This window comes from Litoreibacter sp. GN1-5 (genome assembly GCF_055693805.1).
This window is the reverse complement of the sequence record NZ_JBVFUP010000001.1, coordinates 292,982-315,192: the sequence shown is the minus strand read 5'-3', so window position 1 is coordinate 315,192 and position 22,211 is coordinate 292,982. Positions and strand designations below refer to the sequence as shown.

Below are 22,211 nucleotides of genomic sequence, written 5' to 3'. Positions count from 1 at the left end.
CAGCCCGCGAAATTCAAACAACATTTTCGACAGCAGAAACGACCGAACCGACAACGTCATTTAAAACCGTTTCGTCCTCACATTCTGCCATCACACGGATAAGCGGCTCAGTGCCTGATTTACGGATCAACAGACGGCCATGACCATTGAGACGCGCCTCGGCTTGCGAAATAGCCGTTTGCACCGAGGCATTATCCAATGGGGTTTGCCCTATGGCAAACCGCACATTCTTCAGCAGTTGAGGACACGGTTCAAACTGTTTGACCAAAGCGCTGGCCGGTTGGCCTGTGCGCACCATCTCTGCCAGAAATTGTAGGCCAGCAAGCAAGCCATCGCCGGTGGTCGCGTAATCGGTCATGACGATATGGCCCGATTGCTCCCCCCAAGATTGTAGCCGCCCTTGCGCATTGCCTCGACGACATAGCGGTCGCCCACGGGGGTGCGTTCCAGACGCAGACCTTTGCTTTGCAGATGCCGTTCCAACCCCAGGTTGGACATGACCGTAGCAACCAGCGTGTTGCCATCCAGCTTTCCCTGCTCGGCCCAGCGGGTCGCCAACAGCGCCATGAGCTGGTCGCCATCGGCGACAGCGCCGGTTTCATCCAAGACCATGACGCGATCCGCATCCCCATCAAGGCAAATTCCCATATGCGCCCCATGGGCGACAACGGCTTCCGCCGCAACAGCGGTGCTGGTCGACCCGCACGCATCATTGATATTAAACCCGTTCGGCGCAACCCCCACAGGGATCACGTCAGCCCCCAGTTCCCACAACACTTCGGGGGCAGTTTTGTAGGCCGCGCCATTGGCACAATCGATAACAACCTTCATACCATCCAGCCGCAGACCTTGTGGGAAAGTCTGTTTGACCCGTTCATTATAGCGAAAGCGGCCATCGTAGATATGTTTGGCCCGACCAATATTTTGGGCCTGTGCCGGGGCAATATCTCCTTCAAGCAGCGCCTCGATCTCGATCTCGGCTTCGTCAGACAGTTTGTAGCCATCGGGTCCAAAGAACTTGATCCCATTGTCGGAATGAGGATTGTGGCTGGCTGAAATCATAACACCCACATCCGCACGCATTGACGGCGTCAGAAGCCCAACGGCAGGGGTGGGAACCGGCCCCAGCAAAAGCACATTCATACCGGTCGAGGTAAACCCAGCCGTGAGCGCACTTTCAAACATATAGCAAGACAGGCGCGTGTCCTTGCCAATCACGACCCGGTGCGCACCAGATCCATCACGTCGGAAATACCGGCCAGCAGCAGCCCCAGTTTCAATGCCATATCGGCGGTCATCGGATAGGCATTTGCTTGCCCGCGCACACCATCCGTGCCGAAAAACTTGCGTGTCATGCGAAAAGCCCCGCTGTTTTTATTGCTCTTGCGTCAATAGTGCCGCCCAAAGGGCAATGGCCTGACGATGCACCTCTATATCATGAACACGTAGTATCTGAACACCCTGTCTCAGCCCTTCAAGCCCTATAGCAATCGATCCGGGGGCACGTTTTTCGGCAACTTCCTGCCCGGAAATCCTGCCAATGAAACTTTTGCGCGAGACGCCCAGCAAGATCGGACAGCCCAGCGTATGAAACAGGCTTAGGCCACGGATCAGCGCCAGATTATGATCCAGCGTTTTGCCAAACCCGATACCGGGATCGACAATGATGTTGTGCCGCGCGATGCCTGCGGCTTCAGCCATATCAATCCGTGCCTTCAAATGATCGTAAACATCCAGAAGAACTTGCCCGTAATCAGGGTTGTTCTGCATTGTCTCTGGCGTGCCTTGCGCATGCATCAAACAGATCGGCAGATTGGCAAAGGCTGCCGTTGCAGCCATATCCGGGTCATAGGCAAGCGCTGAGACATCATTGAGCATATCCGCCCCTGCCTCAATCGCCGCCTGCGCCACCGCCGCCTTGCGTGTATCGATCGAAATCGGCGTGGAAAGACCGCCCATGCGAATTGCACGGATTACCGGGGCGGTGCGGGCGATTTCTTCATCGATGCTGACCGTTTCTGCGCCCGGCCGCGTGCTCTCCCCACCCAGATCAAGAATATGCGCGCCCTCTGCCACCATCTGCTTGGCCCGCGCAACTGCCTGATCAGGGGCGTTGAACTGACCACCATCGGAAAAACTGTCAGGCGTCAGGTTCAGCACCCCCATGATCAGTGGGCGGGTCAGATCAAGCCCCGCAAGCTGTGGACGCGGCTTGGTCAAGCGCGCCACAACCTGATCTGGAATGTCCTGCACACAAAGGCGCGTATGTTCCACCGTGCCATTTGCCCCGCGCTTGAGATGCTCCACTTGATCAAACCAAAGCGGTCCACCCAAAAGCTGCAAAGCGTTTGGGCTGTGGGCATGATCCGATTGCAGGATTGGGCGAAAATAATCTGTCATTTAAAGCAAACGCACAGGTCCGATTTGGCCATGCGCGTCCTCGTCCAGCGTGACATCTAGTAAGCCGATGGCCGAGAATTCTTGCGCGAACCACGCGGTCAGTGCCTTATCGTCCAATTGGGACAAATCCGGGCCGTCTGTGGCATCCAGAACAATTTTCGACGGTGCCCAAACGCTGATCTGGTTGTTTTTCATCGACCAATCCAGCTCAGTCCGCGTCGCAACCACAACGCAGCGTTTATCGCGACCAGCCAAGACCCAAGCCTGTTGTTCGATGGCCAGAAGATCAATGCGCCGCTGAGCCGCCGGGTGATCGGCTTTCGGAACGGGCTGTGCGCCCTGCCCCACACACAAGATCAGCGGCTTGTCCTGTGCGGACAGCTCATCAAGTACTGCTGAAAGATTGCACATATGAATGGCCGTGGCATCAAGATAGACAATCAATGGCCGCACGACATCTTCGTCAGGAACTGGCTTCAAAGCTTCACGATCTCGCACGATCTCAACCCCAAGCGCACCGGGTCCACGGTCAAGCTTTTCGATCCGCACAAATACACGGGCGGCACGGGGGTCGGCCAGAATATCCTCTGCCACGCGTTCAGCCAGAGTTTCCAGAAGGTTCAGACGCTCGGCGGAAAGTTCCCGGTCAATCGCTTCGGTAATCGTGTCATAGGACAGGATCTTATCGACATCGTCGTCCAGCCCATCCGGCAAGCGCACCTCGACCACCACATTGAAACAGATGCGTTGTGTGCTTCCGCGCTCGGCCTGAAAGGCGCCGATCTCGACCTCGCGGATATGGTCGCGCAGCGAAATTCGGTCTCGCAATTCAGACCCGGCAGTTGCCTCGGCCCGCTCAGATGGATGGGCGAAGGCTAAGCGAATATCAGATATCATAAGGGCTGTCCCGAACCGCAACTTTGGCGACTACCTAACAAACCTTACGTGGCCTGTCTTCCCCCAAACCAGCCCGGCTCAGAAACCTACGTAAAACAGATGCACCCCATGGCGTGCGGTCCGGCGGAACGCGCGGGCCCATTTCGGATTGACCGCTGTTGTGTGATAATGCGTAGCCCCCCGGACAAGACACGCGGGGCACCATCCAGCATCATGCGTGCAATCTTGCCAAGATGTGCATAGGCTTTCTTATTGCGGATATGTTCAGGCAGCCCGTCACACGTATAGGTAAACTGACACGCATATTTGCGACCAGTACCTTGATTGACAACACCGCAGACCGTGTTCGGAAAGCGCCGCGATGCGACACGGTTCAGGATCACCTCGGCAACAGCAATCTGACCTTTCACACGTTCGCCACGTGCCTCGAAATAAAGCGCTTCGGTCAGGCATTTCCAATCTGCCCCGCCAGTGGCGGCGGGCATGGCAGCCAGCGCACGTGCATTATGGACCAGATCTGGCTTGGGCTTTGTTGCTCTGCCAGGCAAAACCCGCTGCGCGATTTTGCGCAAACGGTCCTGCGAAACCCTTGCCCGGGACCTGCGATCCGTAGAGGACACACGAATGACCTTCGGGCCTGTCAGCGCAGACATATCATATGGCGCAATCACAGCACGATCCGCCCATGCGGAAGAGCCTAGTACACACACACCTGCCACAATGGCCATCATTAAGCGCTTGATAATCATAGTCCTGCCTTTGGGATCAATCCCGTTACCTTCGAACCAGCACGTTCGAGGCGGCGCTATAAACAGCAGGATTTAACGAGTCTACCTTACGTAGCGATAACGTGACGTCGCCAAACCTGACCAGTTTGTGACCCGGTTATGGCCAACCGTCATAATTAAAGCTAAGCTTCTGGAAAATCAAAGTTTTCTTCGTGAACAAGCGGATCGCGGATCGCAAGCTGCGCTGCAGCAAGTCGAGCCACAGGAACCCGAAATGGCGAGCATGAGACATAGTCCATTCCCAGCCTACGACAAAACGCGATACTATCGGGATCACCCCCATGCTCGCCACAGACAGACAGGGTTAGTTTCTCGCGCACATGGCGACCTCGCTCACAGGCCAGCCCTAACAACTCGCCAACACCATCCTGATCCAATGCATGGAACGGATCTTCGGGGAACACACCCTCATTTACGTAATCCGACATGAACCGGCCCGCATCATCGCGTGACAACCCATAGGTCATCTGGGTCATGTCATTGGTTCCAAAGCTCAGAAAACTTGCATGCATGGCAATATCGCCGGCGCGCAAGGCCGCACGAGGCGTTTCAACCATAACGCCCAGGCGGTATTCGATACTCACGCCTTTCTCGGCTGCGACGTCTGCTGCAACGGCATCAATACGGGATTTAACCAGCTCGACCTCGCGCTTGGCTGACACAAGCGGGATCATGATTTCCGGCACGACAGCCGGGCCGCCCTTGGGTGAGGCAAGAATGGCCGCCTCAAAAATCGCGCGCGCCTGCATTGCATAAATTTCCGGCACTGTTATGCCCAGACGCACACCGCGCATCCCCAGCATCGGGTTAAATTCGGATAGATCATCGATCCGCATTTGCACTTCGCGCGCCGTCAGGTCCATCGCTTCGGCAAGCTCGCGGATACCGCTGCGGGTCGAGGGCAGGAATTCGTGCAAAGGCGGATCAAACAGGCGCAAACAAACCGGGCGCGGCGCCATGATTGTGAATATCTGCTCAAAGTCACGCCGCTGCATCGGCAACAGCCGCTCCAGCGCGGCTTGCCGATCATTGGTATTGCTGGCAAAAATCGCCTCCCGCAACACAGTCAGGCGATCTTCGTCGAAGAACATATGCTCTGTCCGGCACAGGCCAATCCCTTCGGCCTGAAATACCAGCGCCACCTCGGCGTCAGTCGGCGTGTCCGCATTGGCGCGCACACCGATATCACGCAGCTTATCGGCCCAAGTCATCAGTTTGCGGAACGGACCGCCAATTCCGGCCTCAACCATCGCAACCTCGCCGGCCATCACTTGCCCGGTCGAGCCATCTACAGTGACCAGATCACCTTCGCTAAAAATACGCCCGTCGGGAATACGCAAAATGCGCGCCTTCGCGTCAATCTCCATACCAGATGCGCCCGACACGCACGGCAGCCCCAAACCGCGGGCAATCACAGCCGCATGGCTGGTCATACCGCCGCGTTCGGTCACAATGCCACGGGCCGCATGCATGCCACGAATGTCTTCCGGGCTGGTTTCACGCCGGATCAGGATCGAGGCCTCGCCCCGCGCAGCCGCTGCCTGCGCTGCGACCGTATTGAACACCAGTTTGCCACAGGCAGCACCGGGGCTGGCGGCAAAGCCCGTCAGGATCACATCACGCGCAGCTTTGGGGGCCACCTGCCGGTGCAACAGATCAGCGACCGTCTTGGTATCGATCCGCAACACCGCGTCTTCGCGCGCGATGACCTTGTCATCGGCCAGCGCCACGGCCACGGCTACCCGCGCCCGCGCACTGCGCGGCGTAACCAACGCATCAAGGATATGCAGATTGCCGCCTTCAAGGGTAAATTCGATCTGCATCTCTTCGCGCAGGCCTTTGCGGGCAATCGCGCCATATCGTTCCAGATCAGCAAAGATATCCGGTTGAGTTTCCTCCAGCGACGGGCCGCGTTTATCGCGGGTCAGATACATCGCCTGACCCTCGTTGCTAAGCGCATCACGCCCCTGCGCCTGGCTGAGATAACGCCCGACTTTCTGCCGCTTGCCCGTGTCAGAGTTGATGAAATGGATCACCCCCGCCCCGCTTTCGCCTTTGCCCAGACCAAAAGCCATACGCTGCACCACAAGCCCAATCCCGGCATTCTCGGGCGCACCTTTCGACTGGCGCAGCAACCGGGCTGACGTACCTTCCCAGGCGCGGCTCATGGATTTGAGCACTTCAAACAGTTGCGCCTCGATATCTTGCGGGAATGGTTCGTCCATTTCCGTCTCGTAGGCCTCAAGCGCGCGGTCGGGGGTCAGATCAGGGATATCAAACATCTCATCATCCAGCCGTGCCACATCCAGCGCGTAGGATTTGATGAACTTCAGATGCAGCGCCGCCGCTGCATCAGCACCAATGCGTGAGGACAAATATGCCTCGGTCGCGCGGTTCATACCGATATTCAGGATCGTCCCCGGTCCACCCCAATCAGGTTCCACCGGCGAGGACCGGACCGAGATTACCGGCCATGATCCGAAATGCCCTAAAATCCCGCTCAGATCAGGGCGTTGTCCGGCGGCAATGGCGCGCACAAGCGGGATGGACAGGGCTACGGTTTCGGGCACCGGCATTTCCAGCCGGATCAGGCGTTGCAGGCATTTCGCCCTCGCACCATGAAGCTTGCGCTGAATTGCGGCGGTGGGGGTGATCAGCTCAAAATTCAGACTGTCCAACATGCGTTAGCCTCTCTGCGGCGCAGCATAACGAGCTACGCCGAGCGGTCAATGTTACACAGCTGTTACCCTTCCAACTGGGTCAAATCCGCCACCCCGCCGCAAATGGTGCGGATGCGGTGCAGCAGACACAAACGATTGCGACGGATAATGTCATTGTCAGCGTTGATCTTTGTATCTTCAAAGAACGCATCAATCGGGCCGCGCAGTTGCGCCATGGCGGTCATAGCCGTGGAGAAATCTTCGCGTTCCATTGCGGGTTTGATGGTTTTGTCGGCTTCGTCAAGCGCTGCGAACAAGGCTTTTTCCGCATCGCCTTCGGCAAATTTCGGATTTGGATCAAGCTCGTAACTGACGCCATCCTTTTCTTCGGCCTGGGTCAGGATGTTATTGGCCCGTTTGAAACCTTGTAGCAGGTTTTCCCCATCATCGGTTTTGAGCGTTTCCGACAGCGCCTCGACGCGTTTGACCAGCAAAGTCAGATCATCGTTGTTAGGCATAGCGATGCAAGCGTCGATGATGTCGTGGCGAATGCCTTTGTCTTTGAGGAAAACTTTGAGGCGATCGTGGATGAAGGTAAGGAGGCTTTCAACTACTATCTCAGGTTTTTCCATCTTATATTTAAAGGCATCTTTTGATGAAAACACATCTTCTTCAGCAAAAACATTACGTCTTGTTGCCCAAATTTCACAATCCTCCCTAAGACCAGCTAGTTCACCAACATGTTCTACTTTTGTATCTTTTCCATCGCCGCGAAGAAATAGCTCACCACTCTGAATCAATTGTATTGTACGTGGATCATAGGCTTTCGCTATTATTTCATTTAGGTTGAGGCGTTCTGCGCTTTGTGAAATCACACGAATAACCCCCAACGCAGCCCTTCTTAAAGCAAACGGGTCTTTCGACCCTGTTGGCTTCTCATCAATCGCCCAAAAGCCAGTCAGTGTGTCGATCTTATCCGCCAGCGCGACAGCCACGGACACTGGCGCAGTTGGGACATCATCTGACGGGCCCAAGGGGGAATAATGTTCCTCACATGCCTCTGGCACGCCGCCATCGTGCCCCGCCGCCTGCGCGTAATATTTACCCATTATCCCCTGCAGCTCGGGGAATTCGTAGACCATTTCAGAGGCCAGATCGGCTTTGGCAACCCGCGCTGCCTCTGCGGCCAGATCGGCTTTGGCACCGACGATGGGCGCGATCTCGCGGGCCAGCGCTTCGATCCGTTTGATCCGGTCCGCTTGCGAGCCCAGTTTGTTGTGGAAGGTCACGTCCGCCAAGGGTGCCGCCATCCCTTCAAGACCCACGTTTTTCACCGTGCGCAGGTCATTTTCCCAAAAGAATTTCGCATCCGACAGCCGGGCAAACAACACTTTCTGATTGCCCGCCAGAATGGTCGCGCCGCGGTCTTCCGTCTCGACATTGGCAACGGTGATAAAGCGTTCAATCCGGCCCGTTTTGGGGTTGCGGACGCTGAAAAACTTCTGGTGTTCCTTCATCGAGGCCTTCAGCACCTCGGGCGGCAGATCAATGAAGGCATCATCGATCTTGCCCATCAGCACCACTGGCCATTCGACCAGCCCCGCGACCTCGGCCAGAAGGCCCTTGTCCTCAACGACTTCAAGCCCTTGTGCGAATGCCTGATTGGTGGCGTCGGCCCAGATGTGATCTGCCCGTTCCCCGGCATCAAGCACAACGTAAGCGCGCTTGAGCTTCGCCGTGTAATCCTCGAAAGATGTTACAGAAAACGTCGCCTCAGACATAAAGCGATGGCCCTGTGTTATATCACCGGCAGCAATCCCATCGATTTCAAGTGGAACGATTTCGGCCCCGGCCTCATCGTTCAGGATGCACAGGATACGCTGCAAGGGACGCACCCAGCGCATACTGCCTGCCCCCCAGCGCATGGATTTGGGCCACGGAAAATTGCGAACCGTGTGTTCCAGCACCTCGGCAGCGATGTCAGCAGCAGTCCGACCCGGTTTTTCGATGACTGCGAACCAGACCTGCCCCTTTTTGTCATCCCGCGCCTCAAGCTGATCTTTCGTCAACCCGGTAGAGCGCAAAAACCCCTCTAACGCCTTTTCGGGTGCATCGGTTCTGGGCCCCTTGCGTTCCTCGCGCGTGGGTTGTGAGGCTGCTGTTAAACCATGCACGGACAACGTCAGACGGCGGGGTGTAGAAAATGCCTTGGCCCCTGCATAGGTCAACCCGGCCTCTACCAGCCCGTCCGTGACCAGCTTTTGCAAATCAGACGCGGCGCGGGATTGCATCCGTGCAGGGATTTCCTCGGAAAAGAGTTCGATCAGAAGATCAGGCATGTCAGTCGCTTTCACGTGGGGGGCATTCGGGGCCGGTAGGGCTGCCGTCATAGGTTCGCTTGCCGCAATTGTTCAATTGGTGCCAGACAAACCCGCGCCCATCCTCAAAGATGGCAACGATACGATCGACACCGTATTCAATATTCTCAACGCCCATAAAGGCCAGCGCTGTACCGTCTTCAAGGGCCGCGCCGATGTCATCGGCGTTGAAACAGTCGAACCAGTCCGGTGCAGTCAGCGGGGTTGCATCTTCATAAGGCGTATAGGTTTCGCTCAGCAGCGAATGGCTCATCGGAGTGGTGAAGCAGGCGCGAAAGCGAATGGGCGAAGATGTGGCATCAATCGCAGTAATATCGTCCGCGATGATTTCTTCCGGCGCACCCGTGGCAATGGCGGTCAGTGTGATCGCCTCAGGTGTTTCGACAGGTTCATAGAAATAATGGACCTGCAGGTAATACATCACCACACCGGCAATCAATGCTATCATCACGATAACCCCTCCAACGATTTTACCGCTCATACGACGTGGCCACCCGCCTCGGTCTGCACGAACGCATCCGCGCACGCCTTGGCAAGCGTGCGCACCCGACCGATATAAGCCTGACGCTCTGTAACAGAAATCACGCCGCGCGCATCAAGCAGATTGAACAGATGTGATGCCTTGATCGCCTGATCATAGGCAGGATGTGCCATAACGATGCGTTTGCCGGTCTTGGCATCCTCGGTCGGCGCTTCAAGGATACGGGCACATTCAGCCTCGGCGTCCTTAAAGTGTTGCAGCAGCGTGTCCGTATCTGCGGTATCGAAATTCCAGCGCGAATACTCTTCTTCAGTCTGGCGGAACACGTCGCCGTAGCTCAGCGGGGTTGGGCTTTGCGGGTCGTTGAACGGCATGTCCATGACGTGATCAGCACCAAGCACATACATCGCCAGACGTTCCAGCCCGTAGGTCAGCTCCCCCGAGACGGGGTGGCAATCATGGCCGCCAACCTGCTGGAAATAGGTAAATTGCGACACTTCCATACCATCGCACCAAACCTCCCACCCTAGCCCCCAGGCGCCCAGGGTTGGGCTTTCCCAGTCATCTTCGACAAAGCGGATGTCATGGGCTTCCATGTCAATACCGATAGCCTTCAAAGACCCCAGATAGAGGTCCTGCAAATCGGGCGGCGATGGTTTTATCAAAACCTGATACTGATAATAATGCTGCAACCTGTTGGGGTTCTCCCCATAGCGCCCGTCTGTTGGACGGCGGCAGGGTTGCACATAGGCGGCAGCCCAAGGTCTGGACCCCAAAGCACGCAGTGTTGTCGCAGGGTGAAATGTCCCGGCACCAACCTCCATGTCGTAGGGTTGCATGATCGCACAGCCCTTTGAGGCCCAATAGGTTTGCAATCTCAGAATGATCTCCTGAAAACTGCGGGGGATGCCGGATGTTTGTGTCATCTCGTCTGCCTTTGCCTGATCGCGTTCTCAATAGGCAACAGGTCAGGAAGGGTCAATCGGCCAACGAGGTCTTTGGGGGTGCATCACGCAACAAGACTGCTAGTTTACCACCTGAGATTCGCTATTGGCGTGAATCTGATCAGAGGCAAGTATATGTATCGATATATTATTCTGTCATTTTTATCTTGGGCTTTCGCCTGTTCACACGCAACTCTGGCGCAAAGCAACGCTGCGACATGGGTACAAGTCGAAGCCCATCGGGATTTACGCACAGCAGAAACCCGTGCCCGCGCCTACAGCAATGCCTTATCGGATGTAACCGGATTTCGCATGACTTCTGGCTGGTATGCCATATCCCTTGGTCCCTATAGCGAAGCCGAAGCAACAGCCCGCCTGCGCGAACTTCTAGCAGCCGGGATTATACCGCGCGATTCCTACATCGCGGAAAACAGAACCTATGGCCAGCAGTTCTGGCCTGTTGGCGGCGCAATCTCGCGCGTGGCACCCGCAGCAGATGATACGCAAGCGTTGACCCAGCAAGCCCCCCGACCCTGCAACCAGCAGACGAGACATCACAGGAAGCGCGCGCAAACGAAAGCCTGCTCGACCGCACAGCCCGCGAGCAGCTTCAGGTAGCGTTGCAATGGTTCGGGTTCTACAACGCCAGAATTGACGGCTCGTTCGGGCGCGGCACACGCGCGTCCATGGCGGCCTGGCAACAGGCTAACGGGTACGAGGCGACGGGCATCCTAACCACTGCGCAACGTAGCGTTCTGGGGGAATCCTACCGCGATGCCCTCAATGCGCTTGGTTTGGCCAAAATCACCAATGCTCAAGCCGGGATCGAGATCGAAATGCCAAGCAAGCTGGTGCAGTTCGAGAAATATGAATCCCCCTTCGCCCATTACAGCGAAAGAGACGAAAGCGGCATCAAAGTCCTGCTGATCAGTCAGGAAGGGGACGAGAATACGCTGTTTGGCCTTTATAACGTCATGCAAACGCTTGAAATCGTGCCGGTGGACGGGTTCCGCGAGAAGAGCAGGGATTCTTTCGTTCTGACAGGGCAGAATGACCGGATACATTCCTATAGCTATGCGCGGTTGCAAGGGGGGCAGGTCAAAGGTTTTACCTTGGCATTCCCGCCGGAAAAGGCGCAGGACATGGCCCGTGTGATCGAAATTATGCAAGGCAGCCTGAAAAGCATTGAGGGCGTTTTGCCCCCTAATCTAGGCGATGAGGATGCACAGGCCATTGATCTGGTCTCTGGGCTAGAGTTGCGCACGCCAATCCGCTCGGGCAGCGGGTTTTATGTGGACCGCCTCGGACGGGTTCTGACCAGCGCCAACGCTGTAGCCAGTTGCAAGCGGGTTACGTTGGACGAAACCCATGATGCCGAGATCAGCGTCGTTGGTGATGGATTGGCGCTGCTGACCCCGAAAACTGAAATCATTCCACTGGATTTCGCCCGGTTTGCAGGCTCAATCGGTCGGTTGCGTCAGGATGTAGCGGTATCAGGTTACAGCTACGGGAATGCGCTAAGCGCCCCTACGTTAACTTATGGCACCTTAGAGGACGCACGCAGTCTGGACGGTGATGAAAGCGTTCAACGGCTGGCTGTTGAGGTGGAGCAAGGCGATACAGGCGGCCCGGTTTTGAATATGTCTGGTGCCGTTACAGGCATGCTGTTACCGAAAGATGCAAACAGCAACCGTGCCCTTCCCGCTGATGTCGCTTTCGCAGGCAAAAGCCGTGTGATTGCAGAATTTCTGAACAGCAATGGCGTTGATGTCACGCAGGCTGATGATACATCGCCATTAGCACCGGAAGATTTGGTCGCGCGGGCGTCAGATATGACCGTTCTGGTCAGCTGCTGGGGGTAAATTGGGCTGACCGCCTAACCACGCCAGAACTGCGCTGAGAACAAGACATAAACCGCCAATAGCTCCAACCTTCCGATCAGCATAGTGAACGTCAAAATCCACTTTGCCGCATCGTTCAGGGCAGCGAAATTCCCGGCTGGCCCAATTTGTGGCCCAAGACCGGGGCCGATATTTGCCAGCGCCGTTGCTGCACCCGATACGGATGTAATGAAGCTCAGACCCGTCATCCCCAAAAGCACTGACACAACGCCCATTGTGACAATAAACAGCACGAAGAATGACATGACAGAGCTTAGGACATCTTCGCTGACAGCCCGTCCCTGATAGCGCGGCTGGAACAGCCCATGGGGCGAGTGAATCTTGCGTACCTGCGCCCGAATGGATGTAAAGAGCAGCTGATAGCGAAATACCTTTATGGAGCACGAGGTCGAGCCAGCGCAGCCTCCGATCAGGCCAACAAAGAAGAACATTACGACAGCAAACGGCCCCCATTGGCCGTAATCTGCACTGGCATACCCCGTACCCGTCAGGATCGACACCGTATTGAACAGCGATTTGCGAAAGGCAGTCTCGCCGCTCGAGGTGATAGTGCCTAATTGCCACAAGGTCATGATCAATACCAAAGCCAGTGCCGTGATCAGAAATGTTCTGATCTGGGTGTCCTGAGCCAGCGGGCGCGCGGTTCCTGCCACAAGCTGCACATACCGCACAAACGGCAGGGCCGCGAGGATCATGAACAGCGCCGCAACATATTCCGCCGCTGCACCGGCCTGCGCAAAAGAGGCATCCGTGTTCGCAAATCCCCCCGTCGCAATTGTTGTCATTGCGTGTACCAGCGCATCAAGGCTCGACATGCCAGCCGCAAGATAAGCCAACCCACATATGACTGTCAGAACAAGATAGATCAGTGAGATACTTTGAGCGATTTGCCCCGCACGTGGTAGAATTTTCCCGAATGTATCAAACCCTTCGGATCGAAAGATTTGCATGCCCCCCACACGCAGTTCGGGCAAAAATACCATGGCGACCACGATGATCCCGATCCCGCCAAACCATTGCAGTAAGCCGCGCCACAGCTTCAGACCTTCCGGCAAATCTTCCAGATTAAAAAACACTGTAGAGCCTGTTGTCGTCAAACCAGACATCGCCTCAAAAAACGCATCGACAAAACGGGCCTCCGTTGCCCCAAGGAAAAACGGGATTGCCCCGAAGACTGGCAAGGCCAACCAGACACCACTTGTCAAAAGAAACGTCTGCTGAATGGTTATGCGATCACGCACACCATTGGCTGAAGCAAGGGCCATAAGCCCCCCGCTGATCGTGGTGATAATTGCGCTTTCCGCAAAAACCGGCCAATGACCGTTGCCTGCCAACAGGTCCAGCCCCATGGGAAACAGCATGGACACACCAAGACAGGCCACCAACAGGCCAACCACATACCCAACAGGACGCAAGTCAAACATGAGGTGAAGGCTTGGCGCGGGAGAGTGCGAGTGTCAACGCTGATAAGGATTTATTGCAATTGGTCGATGATGTTTTGGAACACCGGATCACATGACATTTCTGATGAAGAAGCACGCCACCCACTGACCTAAATCAATGATCGCGCCTAGAGCCGTTGATATTCAAAATACAAAAAGTAGGGTGTCAAATGGCTGCTACAACTAAAACTGAACTTTTGGATGTCGCTCGGAAGGAATTCGACAAGCTTGAAAAACTATTAGCAAAGGTTGAACCCACACAAGCCTTGATCAAGGACGAAGACAACACCTCGATAAAAGATGTAGTGGGGCACCGGGCCCATTGGATCGATTTGTTTCTGGGCTGGTATACGGACGGCCTTGCGGGCAAAGAGGTCTACTTCCCAGCGAAGGGGTACAAATGGAATGAACTGAAACGCTACAATGCCGCGCTGAGGGAGACCCAGAAAGACATCGGCTGGGAAGACGCCTGCCAAATGCTCCAGCGCAATCACGGCAAACTTGCTGGTTTCATTGAGGACCGTGCAGAGCACGATCTTTACGGCGGCCCCATGAAAGGCGCGAATAATAAATGGACACCCGGCCGCTGGGCCGAAGCGGCAGGTCCAAGCCATTACAGGTCAGCCACCAAATACATTCGTTCAAGGCTCAAGGCGCTTGTGTGAATACATAGCGATAGAAATGAAAAACCTGTCTTAACCTCGCCCCCATGCGATGCAAGCCCGTGACGGCTTCGCTAACAAAATCTTGAACCAATCTCAGCTTGACCTCTGCCGGGCTGGCACGTATTTCAGCATCGTGGCGATTTGTTACCGGATTGCGGGCCACGTTAAATATACTGCTAAAGAGGTCGGATCGCGTAAGCCTCCCCCTCTCTTTCTGGTGGAGGCTTTTTTTATTTGGGCACACTTACATGCCCGGAGGAATGATGATGAACGACTGGTCCCCCCGCACGAAGGCAGTTCATTCTGGCACACGTCGCAGCCAGTATGGCGAGATGTCCGAGGCGATTTTCCTGACACAGGGCTTCGTCTATGACAGCCCCGAACAGGCCGAAGCGCGATTTATCGAAGCCGGGGCGGATGAATTTATCTATGCCCGCTATGGCAACCCCACTGTGCGCATGTTCGAAGAACGCATTGCAGCATTAGAAGGCACAGAGGACGCTTTTGCGACCGCCTCGGGCATGGCCGCAGTGAATGCGTCGCTTTGCGGTTTGCTGAAGGCCGGGGATCACGTGGTATCTTCCCGCGCACTCTTTGGGTCGTGTTTGTATATTCTTGAGGAAATCCTCACCCGTTATGGCGTCGAAGTGACATTCGTGGATGGCACCGATCTGGATCAATGGCGCGCAGCCATGCGCGACGATACGAAAGCCGTCTTCCTAGAAACCGTGGCAAATCCAACGCTGGAAGTCATTGACCTAAAAGCCGTCAGCGACATCGCCCACGGCAAGGGCGCGCTGGTTATTGTTGATAATGTTTTTGCCACGCCAGTGTTTTCCAACGCAGTAAAGCTGGGGGCCGATGTGGTCATCTATTCAGCGACCAAACATATCGATGGTCAGGGCCGCTGTTTGGGTGGCGTGATCTGCGGCACGCAAGAATTCATTCGCAAAACAGCTGAACCTTACCTGAAGCATACCGGCGGATCATTATCACCATTCAACGCATGGGTCATGCTGAAAGGTCTGGAAACTGTGCATCTGCGCTGTAATGCGCAAGCCGATAGCGCGCTACGCATTGCTTCTGAACTGGAAGACCACCCAAAGCTGGCGCGCATGCTTTATCCGCACTTGAAGTCACACCCACAAGTCGCTGTTGCAAAAGAGCAAATGGATAAGGGCGGCACTGTAATAGCATTGGACCTCAGAGGCGGCAAAGACGCTGCTTTCAGCTTCCTGAATGCGCTTGAGATTATCTCCATTTCCAACAATCTAGGCGACAGTAAAAGCATTATCACCCATCCAACAACGACCACACATCAACGCCTGTCTGACGACCAGCGTGCAACCCTTGGCATCACAGACGGGCTGGTTCGGCTGAGTGTCGGACTAGAGGATGCAGGTGATTTGTTAGGGGATATATTACAAGCCCTAGACGCAACCGGTTAATATACAGTTTGTTCTGGCAATCATAAAATTCAGAACCGCATCGATACCATTAAGATTAACACGACTCCAATCCCTAGGTTGGGGAACAACCAAGATTTCTGCATTATGCCAGCATATTCAATCCAATGTGATCCGTCTTCCGCCGACTTTCGTAATTCTTATATCAAATAAGTTGGATATCGCTGCCAGAAAGTCCATATATCTTTATGCGCGAACCGAAGGGAGGGACAGTTATGAATGTCCACACGCCGGAAATTGAACGCTTCCCCAGCCGTGAAGAGGCCGAGAAGGCGCTGGAACTGCTTAGATCATGGGCGGGTGCGTCAAGCGACGTTGAGATCGCCGACCTCGATCCGCTGATCTCGCGACTTGTGCCCGGGCAGGAAGTGTCAAACTACCCTGCCCTTGCCCGCGCATACCCTGAAGATTTCAAGGTGGATGAGGCCTACAAGGCTTCCATGCCTGATCTGCAGAACGGGCCATCCTCCCTGATCCGAGGCGCCAAGCAGCAGATACAACATGTCGGCATCTCGAATTTCCGTCTGCCGATCCGCTTTCACACCCGCGATAATGGTGACCTGACGCTTGAAACATCCGTGACCGGCACCGTGTCATTGGACGCCGAGAAGAAGGGCATCAACATGTCCCGCATCATGCGCAGCTTTTACAAGAAGGCGGGTGAGACATTCAGTTTCGAGGTGATCGAGCGCACGCTGGACGCTTATAAAGAAGATCTCGAAAGCTTCGATGCCCGTATTCAGATGCGCTTTTCCTTTCCGATGAAAGTGCAATCGCTTCGGTCAGGCCTTGAGGGGTTCCAATATTACGACATAGCCTTGGAAGTTGTGGACGTGGACGGCGTTCGCAAAAAGATCATGCATCTGGATTATGTTTATTCGTCCACCTGCCCCTGCTCTTTGGAATTGTCCGAACATGCCCGCCAATTCCGTGGCCAGTTAGCGACACCCCATTCTCAGCGTTCTGTTGCGCGGGTGTCGGTTGAGCTGGACAGCGCCGCAAAATGCCTGTGGTTCGAAGACCTGATAGACCTGTGCCGCGCCGCTGTACCAACTGAGACGCAAGTGATGGTCAAGCGAGAGGACGAGCAGGCATTTGCAGAATTAAACGCAGCCAACCCTATCTTTGTTGAGGATGCTGCGCGCAGTTTCTGTGAACAGCTTCAACAGGACGACCGCATCGGCGACTTCCGTGTTGTGGCTAGCCATCAGGAATCTCTGCATTCCCACGATGCGGTGTCTGTGTTGACAGATGGCACGACCTTTACATCAGAAAGCCTAGACCCAAAGCTGTTCAATACGCTTTTTCATGTAGGGTGAAAAAAGCCGACGTAGCTTCCTGCTACGTCTCTTCTTTCTCGGGCTCATCAAGGTATTTTTGGAATAGCCAGCTTTGGGCCATGAAGAATACGAACAGTGCCGCCGGGAAGCCGAAGGTTTCGATCTTGACCCACATATCTGTGGACATGGTACGCCAGACGAATTCATTCGCGATTGCCAGAAAAGCAAACATGGCAGTCAGGCGTTTGGTCAGGATCATCCAGCCTTCGGCCTTTAGTGGCATCAGGCTGTCCATCACATATTCCAGCCAGCTTTTGCCCAAAAGCAGACCTATCCCCAGAACGGTTGCGAAGAAGCCGTAAACAATTGTCGTCTTGATCTTGAAGAACTTCTCATCATTGAACCACACTGTCAGCGTGCCAAAAAAGATCACCATCACTGCCGTCAGTACCTGCATCCGTGACAATTGTCCGGTCAGCTTCCACAGGATCGCAGTCGAGGCCAGCAACAATGGCACGAACAGGGCTGTCACGATGATGAAGCCGGAATATTCAGTCCCGCCGATAGTGTAGATCTCATCTTTCAGCTTCACATACGCTGCGAAAAAGATCAGCACCGGCCCTAATTCCAGCGCCGATTTCAACCCTTGCGATATCTGCTTTTCGGCCATCAGCCCCCCATTTCCACAATGACTGCGCCAAGTGCAATCAACGCCATTAACAACAACCGCCTTGGTCCTACCTTTTCCTTCAGGATCAGCCAACCAATCAATGCTGCAAAAACAGTTGATGTTTCCCGCAGCACCGCCGCCTCGCCCACTTTATCAAGCCGCGTCGCCAGCATAATGGACCCGAACGAGAAGAAGGCAACAAATGCCCCGATGACCCCGCGCAATGCCAATGGTCCAAGGTCTGGGCGATCCGCCATGCGCTGCCATCGTACAGCTGCAATAATCGGCATGAAAAATCCATCGATAAAGAAGAACCATGCGAGGAAGGTGAACGGGTCCGCCGTCGCCCGGATGCCGTAGGCATCATAAGTGGTATAGAGCGCCACGAAGAAGCCCGTACCAACAGCAAGCCAAAGTGCCGGAACCAGCGTGTGGCGATCCACCTCAATGGTGCGCAGGTTATAGACCGCCAACCCGTAAATTCCACTGAGCAGAACAGCAACGCCGAACCATTGCACGCCCGTGAAGGTTTCGCCAAACAGTACATAAGCCCCGATCACAGTAAAAAGCGGCCCTGTGCCACGCACGACGGGATAGACGACCGTGTAAGCACCTTTGCTGTAGGTCCAGCCTTGCATCAGCTTGTAGCCCACATGGATCAGCCAGACGACGCCGAAGATGGGCCACATATGCGGCTCGGGCCATGGAACCACGAACAAAGCCACCGGGGCGGCCATCAGGCAATAGCTTGCATCAATCGCCCCACGGCTGAGCCACGGGTCATGACGGCCTTTCTGCAAGGCCCCGAAAATCGCGTGCAGCAGTGCTGCCAGCAAGGCCAGGCCAAGCGCGACCTGATGCCCCTGCTCGGTGCCTTCAATAGACGTGAGCCAATCGCTCACTCTGCAATTCCGGTCAAAGCCTGTGCGAAGTCTTCGGGATCAAACGGCGCCAGATCATCGATCTGCTCACCCACGCCGATGGCATGGATCGGCAAGCCAAATTTATCGGCCAACGCCACCAAAACACCACCTTTGGCGGTGCCATCTAGCTTGGTCATCACCAAACCCGACACATCCGAGATTTGCCGGAACACATCCACCTGATTAAGCGCGTTCTGACCAGTCGTAGCGTCCAGTACCAGCAGAGTGTTATGGGGCGCTGTCTCGTCCTTTTTGCGAATGACACGGACGATCTTGGCCAATTCTTCCATCAGATCGCTGCGGTTTTGCAGTCGGCCAGCTGTGTCGATCATCAAAAGGTCGGCACCATCGCTTTCGGCTTTCCCCATCGCTTCAAACGCCAGACTGGCCGGGTCCGATCCTTCCGGGGCCGTCAGTACCGGAACGCCCGCGCGCTCACCCCAGACCTGAAGTTGTTCCACTGCGGCGGCACGAAACGTATCGCCTGCAGCAATGACCACCTTCTTACCAGCTTGTTGAAACTGAGAGGCCAGCTTGCCAATGGTCGTGGTCTTGCCCGACCCGTTGACCCCCACGACAAGTACCACCTGCGGCTTTTTCGGATAAAGCGGCATGGGCTTGGCGACAGGCTCCATAATCTGGGCAATCTCGGAAGACAGCAATGCCTTTATCTCATCGGTCGATAGTTTCTTGCCAAAACGCCCCTCGGCCATATTGGCCGTGACCCGCAGGGCCGTATCTACCCCCATATCCGAAGCGATCAACAATTCCTCAAGCGCTTCAAGCATATCGTCGTCCAGCTCGCGCCGAAGAACAGTTTTCTTTTCTTTTCGCCCAAGTATACGTCCGAACAGGCTAGGTTTTTTTGCGGCCTCTGCGGGGCTATTAGTCTCGTCTGCTGCCAGTGAGGCTGCAGCAGCCTTGGCGTCTTCCAGTGCCTTTTGTGCTTCCTGCTCCGCTGCTTGGGTGGCTGCCTCCTCGGCCTGACGTTTCTGTTCGGCAAGCCGTGCCTCTTCGGCAGCTTTGGCAGCTTGTTCTTCCGCTGCACGGGTCTCTGCCAGAATACGGGCAGCTTCTTCTTCTGCAACGCGGGCTGCTTCGGCTGCCTTCGCAGCATCTACCAAAGCCTTTTCGTCCGCCTCTTTCGTAAGGCGTGCGGCTTCGATCTTGGCAGCTTGTATTTCAGCGTCACGCGCCAGACGCACAGCTTCAGCTTCTTGCTTTTCCGCCTCAACAGCCGCCGCTTTAGCTTCCGCTTCTCGGGCCAACCGCGCGTCTTCTGCGACACGGGCGGCATCTTCCTCGGCTTTACGAGCTTCCTCGGCCAGCCGGGCTTGCTCTGCCGCTTCTGCCTTAGCTTTCGCAACAGCTTCGGCGGCGGCCTTTTCTTCGGCCTCTAGGGCAAGCTGTGCAGCCTCAACTGCACTAGCGTCGTCTGAAGTGACCTCAACTTCGACTTCTTCTTCGACACCACCATCCTCGACAATGGCATCCAAACCCTCGTCAAGTTTGCTAGAGGATTTGAACAGCTTGCTTTTGAGCTTTTTGAAAAACGACATGGACGTCCCGGAATTTCTGGTCCCCTGTCACCTAATACGGGCAGCGCCAAAGGTGAAGGGGCAACGCCACTTACACCTCATCGCTGAAATGTTTCATCACCATCCTGATAGGGTTCGGGGCCGCCTGTCCCAACCCGCAGATCGAGGCATCGGCCATTGCCGTACAAACCTCTTCCAGCAAACCCTGATCCCATGTTTCCGCTTGCATCAGCTTAACCGCCTTCTCGCACCCTACTCGGCAAGGGGTACATTGGCCGCAGCTTTCATCTTCGAAAAACCGCAGCATATTCAGTGCCGCGGCCTTGGCGCTGTCCTTATCCGACAGCACAACAACGGCAGCAGAGCCGATAAAACTGCCCAAAGGTTGCAATGTGTCAAAATCCAACGGCACGTCATTGATCGACGCTGGTAGCAAACCGGATGACGGGCCACCGGGCTGGTATGCTTTGAAGACATGGCCCTCGGCCATACCACCGGCAGCCTCAATGACATCCATAATTGTCGAACCTGCGGGCAACAGATACACACCCGGTTTTGTCACACGACCCGAGACTGAATAGCTGCGCAAGCCCACACGACCGTTCTTCTCGGTCGTATTCAGAACCTCTGGCCCTTCACGGCAGACCCGCGCGACCCAATGCAGCGTCTCGACATTATGCACCAATGTCGGGCGATCAAAGACACCCACCTGCGCCACAAATGGTGGCCGGTGACGCGGGATACCGCGTTTACCTTCAATGCTTTCGATCATCGCGGATTCTTCGCCGCAGATATACGCGCCAGCCCCACGTCGCAGATCGATATAGCCCTCTTCGACAATCCCTGCAGTTTCCAGCGCTTTGATTTCACGCCGCAAAATTTCCAACACTGCCGGGTATTCATCGCGCATATAGATGAAACAAGTTTCAGCCTCGACCGCCCAAGCGGCGATCAGCATACCTTCCAGGAACAGATGCGGTGTGCGCTCCAGATAATAGCGGTCCTTGAATGTCCCCGGCTCCCCTTCATCGCCGTTCACAGCCAGATAGCGCGGGCCCGCATTGGCACGGACAAAGCCCCATTTCTTACCCGACGGAAACCCAGCTCCACCAAGTCCACGCAAGCCGCTTTCCAGCACCTTGTTTTGAACCGCCTCCCAATCTCCATCGGCGCGCAACGCCTTTAGCGCATCATAGCCACCACTTGAGGAATAATCCGTAAGTTTTTGATATTCCATGATATGAGCACTAGTCTCGCCCCGCGCAATCGCGTCCTCCACCTTCTTAGGCGTGGCGTGGTCGATGTGGTTATGCCCAAGCTCAAGCACAGGTGCGGTATCACATCGCCCCATACAAGGCGCACGAACAACGCGCACTGCGGATGCATCCAACCCGTCCTCCAAAGCTTTCTGCAATGCCTGTGCGCCCGCCAGCTCGCAAGACAGAGAGTCGCAAACCCGGATCGTCAAAGCTGGCGGCGGGGCTTCGCCTTCTTTCACCACATCGAAATGAGCATAGAAAGATGCGACCTCATAGACTTCCGCTTGTGACAGCCGCATTTCCTCGGCAAGCGCGCGCAGATGCGCGGCAGACAGGCAACCATAAGAATCCTGAATCAGATGCAAAAACTCGATCAGCAGGTCACGGCGGCGTGGTTGATCACCCAGTAACGTGCGAACCTCGTCCCAAGCTTGTTCATCCAGCTGGCGACCTTTCGGCGTGCGCCGTCCTTTTCCCTTGCCAGATTTCCAGACACCCTTACGTTCATCTAATGCCATC

General features: G+C 55.4%; 18 protein-coding genes, 2 pseudogenes and 1 riboswitch. Of the genes and pseudogenes, 5 read left to right on the top strand and 15 right to left on the bottom strand.

The features are described 5' to 3' along the window. Positions 1–13 precede the first annotated feature (13 nt). The 10 genes and pseudogenes from ACZ1HF_RS01610 to ACZ1HF_RS01565 form a co-directional block, all read right to left on the bottom strand. Complete coding sequence (locus ACZ1HF_RS01610) at positions 14–298, bottom strand: hypothetical protein (protein ID WP_472658955.1); 285 nt, start codon at positions 296–298, stop codon at positions 14–16. 18 nt (positions 299–316) lie between these two features. Continuing rightward, positions 317–1,281, bottom strand: a pseudogene (gene glmM, locus ACZ1HF_RS01605) (phosphoglucosamine mutase); the annotation flags it as partial. Beyond that, entirely contained in the window at positions 1,215–1,355 is a 141-nt protein-coding gene (locus tag ACZ1HF_RS01600) for a hypothetical protein (protein ID WP_472655864.1), read from the bottom strand. The gene ACZ1HF_RS01600 and the pseudogene glmM, both read right to left, overlap by 67 nt. Positions 1,356–1,374: 19 nt before the next feature. Beyond that, positions 1,375–2,400 carry a dihydropteroate synthase gene (folP, locus tag ACZ1HF_RS01595; protein WP_472655863.1) on the bottom strand — a complete coding sequence of 342 codons (1,026 nt, stop codon included), beginning with the start codon at positions 2,398–2,400 and terminating at the stop codon, positions 1,375–1,377. Then, positions 2,401–3,297 (bottom strand): dihydroneopterin aldolase, encoded by an 897-nt coding sequence (locus ACZ1HF_RS01590; protein WP_472655862.1) that lies wholly within the window; start codon positions 3,295–3,297, stop codon positions 2,401–2,403. Positions 3,298–3,375: 78 nt separating this feature from the next. Continuing rightward, positions 3,376–3,950: pseudogene (locus ACZ1HF_RS01585) on the bottom strand (cell wall hydrolase). A gap of 257 nt (positions 3,951–4,207) precedes the next feature. After that, entirely contained in the window at positions 4,208–6,766 is a 2,559-nt protein-coding gene (locus ACZ1HF_RS01580; protein WP_472655860.1) for a putative PEP-binding protein, read from the bottom strand. Between the two features lie 62 nt (positions 6,767–6,828). Next, positions 6,829–9,084 (bottom strand): glycine--tRNA ligase subunit beta, encoded by a 2,256-nt coding sequence (gene glyS, locus ACZ1HF_RS01575; RefSeq protein ID WP_472655859.1) that lies wholly within the window; start codon positions 9,082–9,084, stop codon positions 6,829–6,831. A gap of 1 nt (position 9,085) precedes the next feature. Then, the gene (locus ACZ1HF_RS01570; RefSeq protein ID WP_472655858.1) at positions 9,086–9,604 is read right to left on the bottom strand and encodes a DUF6446 family protein; all 519 of its coding nucleotides are present in this window, start codon (positions 9,602–9,604) and stop codon (positions 9,086–9,088) included. Continuing rightward, positions 9,601–10,530 carry a glycine--tRNA ligase subunit alpha gene (locus tag ACZ1HF_RS01565; protein WP_472655857.1) on the bottom strand — a complete coding sequence of 310 codons (930 nt, stop codon included), beginning with the start codon at positions 10,528–10,530 and terminating at the stop codon, positions 9,601–9,603. The genes ACZ1HF_RS01570 and ACZ1HF_RS01565 overlap by 4 nt, the downstream gene beginning before the upstream one ends. Positions 10,531–10,683: 153 nt before the next feature. On the opposite strand from ACZ1HF_RS01565, the gene ACZ1HF_RS01560 reads away from it, so the two are divergent. Both ACZ1HF_RS01560 and ACZ1HF_RS01555 read left to right on the top strand, forming a co-directional pair. After that, the gene (locus tag ACZ1HF_RS01560; RefSeq protein ID WP_472655856.1) at positions 10,684–11,166 is read left to right on the top strand and encodes a hypothetical protein; all 483 of its coding nucleotides are present in this window, start codon (positions 10,684–10,686) and stop codon (positions 11,164–11,166) included. A gap of 2 nt (positions 11,167–11,168) precedes the next feature. After that, positions 11,169–12,410 carry a serine protease gene (locus ACZ1HF_RS01555; RefSeq protein ID WP_472655855.1) on the top strand — a complete coding sequence of 414 codons (1,242 nt, stop codon included), beginning with the start codon at positions 11,169–11,171 and terminating at the stop codon, positions 12,408–12,410. Positions 12,411–12,424: 14 nt separating this feature from the next. Here the strand turns inward: ACZ1HF_RS01555 and ACZ1HF_RS01550 are convergent, their stop codons facing one another. Continuing rightward, the gene (locus ACZ1HF_RS01550) at positions 12,425–13,873 is read right to left on the bottom strand and encodes a TrkH family potassium uptake protein (RefSeq protein ID WP_472655854.1); all 1,449 of its coding nucleotides are present in this window, start codon (positions 13,871–13,873) and stop codon (positions 12,425–12,427) included. Between the two features lie 188 nt (positions 13,874–14,061). On the opposite strand from ACZ1HF_RS01550, the gene ACZ1HF_RS01545 reads away from it, so the two are divergent. From ACZ1HF_RS01545 to folE2, 3 genes are all read left to right on the top strand, one after another. Beyond that, the gene (locus tag ACZ1HF_RS01545) at positions 14,062–14,556 is read left to right on the top strand and encodes a ClbS/DfsB family four-helix bundle protein (RefSeq protein WP_472655853.1); all 495 of its coding nucleotides are present in this window, start codon (positions 14,062–14,064) and stop codon (positions 14,554–14,556) included. 123 nt (positions 14,557–14,679) lie between these two features. Continuing rightward, positions 14,680–14,757: riboswitch (SAM riboswitch) on the top strand. A gap of 62 nt (positions 14,758–14,819) precedes the next feature. Next, positions 14,820–16,004 carry an O-succinylhomoserine sulfhydrylase gene (metZ, locus tag ACZ1HF_RS01540; protein WP_472658954.1) on the top strand — a complete coding sequence of 395 codons (1,185 nt, stop codon included), beginning with the start codon at positions 14,820–14,822 and terminating at the stop codon, positions 16,002–16,004. Between the two features lie 233 nt (positions 16,005–16,237). After that, a complete protein-coding gene (gene folE2, locus ACZ1HF_RS01535; RefSeq protein ID WP_472655852.1) occupies positions 16,238–17,341 on the top strand; it encodes a GTP cyclohydrolase FolE2 in 1,104 nt (367 codons plus the stop codon). 22 nt (positions 17,342–17,363) lie between these two features. On the opposite strand, the gene ACZ1HF_RS01530 is transcribed toward folE2, so the two are convergent. The 4 genes from ACZ1HF_RS01530 to ACZ1HF_RS01515 form a co-directional block, all read right to left on the bottom strand. Further along, positions 17,364–17,972 (bottom strand): inner membrane-spanning protein YciB, encoded by a 609-nt coding sequence (locus ACZ1HF_RS01530; protein ID WP_472655851.1) that lies wholly within the window; start codon positions 17,970–17,972, stop codon positions 17,364–17,366. Continuing rightward, entirely contained in the window at positions 17,972–18,874 is a 903-nt protein-coding gene (locus tag ACZ1HF_RS01525; RefSeq protein ID WP_472655850.1) for an EamA family transporter, read from the bottom strand. Before ACZ1HF_RS01525 ends, ACZ1HF_RS01530 begins: the two co-directional genes overlap by 1 nt. Further along, positions 18,871–20,454: a signal recognition particle-docking protein FtsY gene (gene ftsY, locus ACZ1HF_RS01520; protein WP_472655849.1), complete on the bottom strand. Its 1,584-nt coding sequence runs from the start codon at positions 20,452–20,454 to the stop codon at positions 18,871–18,873. The genes ACZ1HF_RS01525 and ftsY overlap by 4 nt, the downstream gene beginning before the upstream one ends. A gap of 70 nt (positions 20,455–20,524) precedes the next feature. Continuing rightward, positions 20,525–22,210 carry an NAD(P)H-dependent oxidoreductase subunit E gene (locus ACZ1HF_RS01515; protein WP_472655848.1) on the bottom strand — a complete coding sequence of 562 codons (1,686 nt, stop codon included), beginning with the start codon at positions 22,208–22,210 and terminating at the stop codon, positions 20,525–20,527. Position 22,211 lies beyond the last annotated feature (1 nt).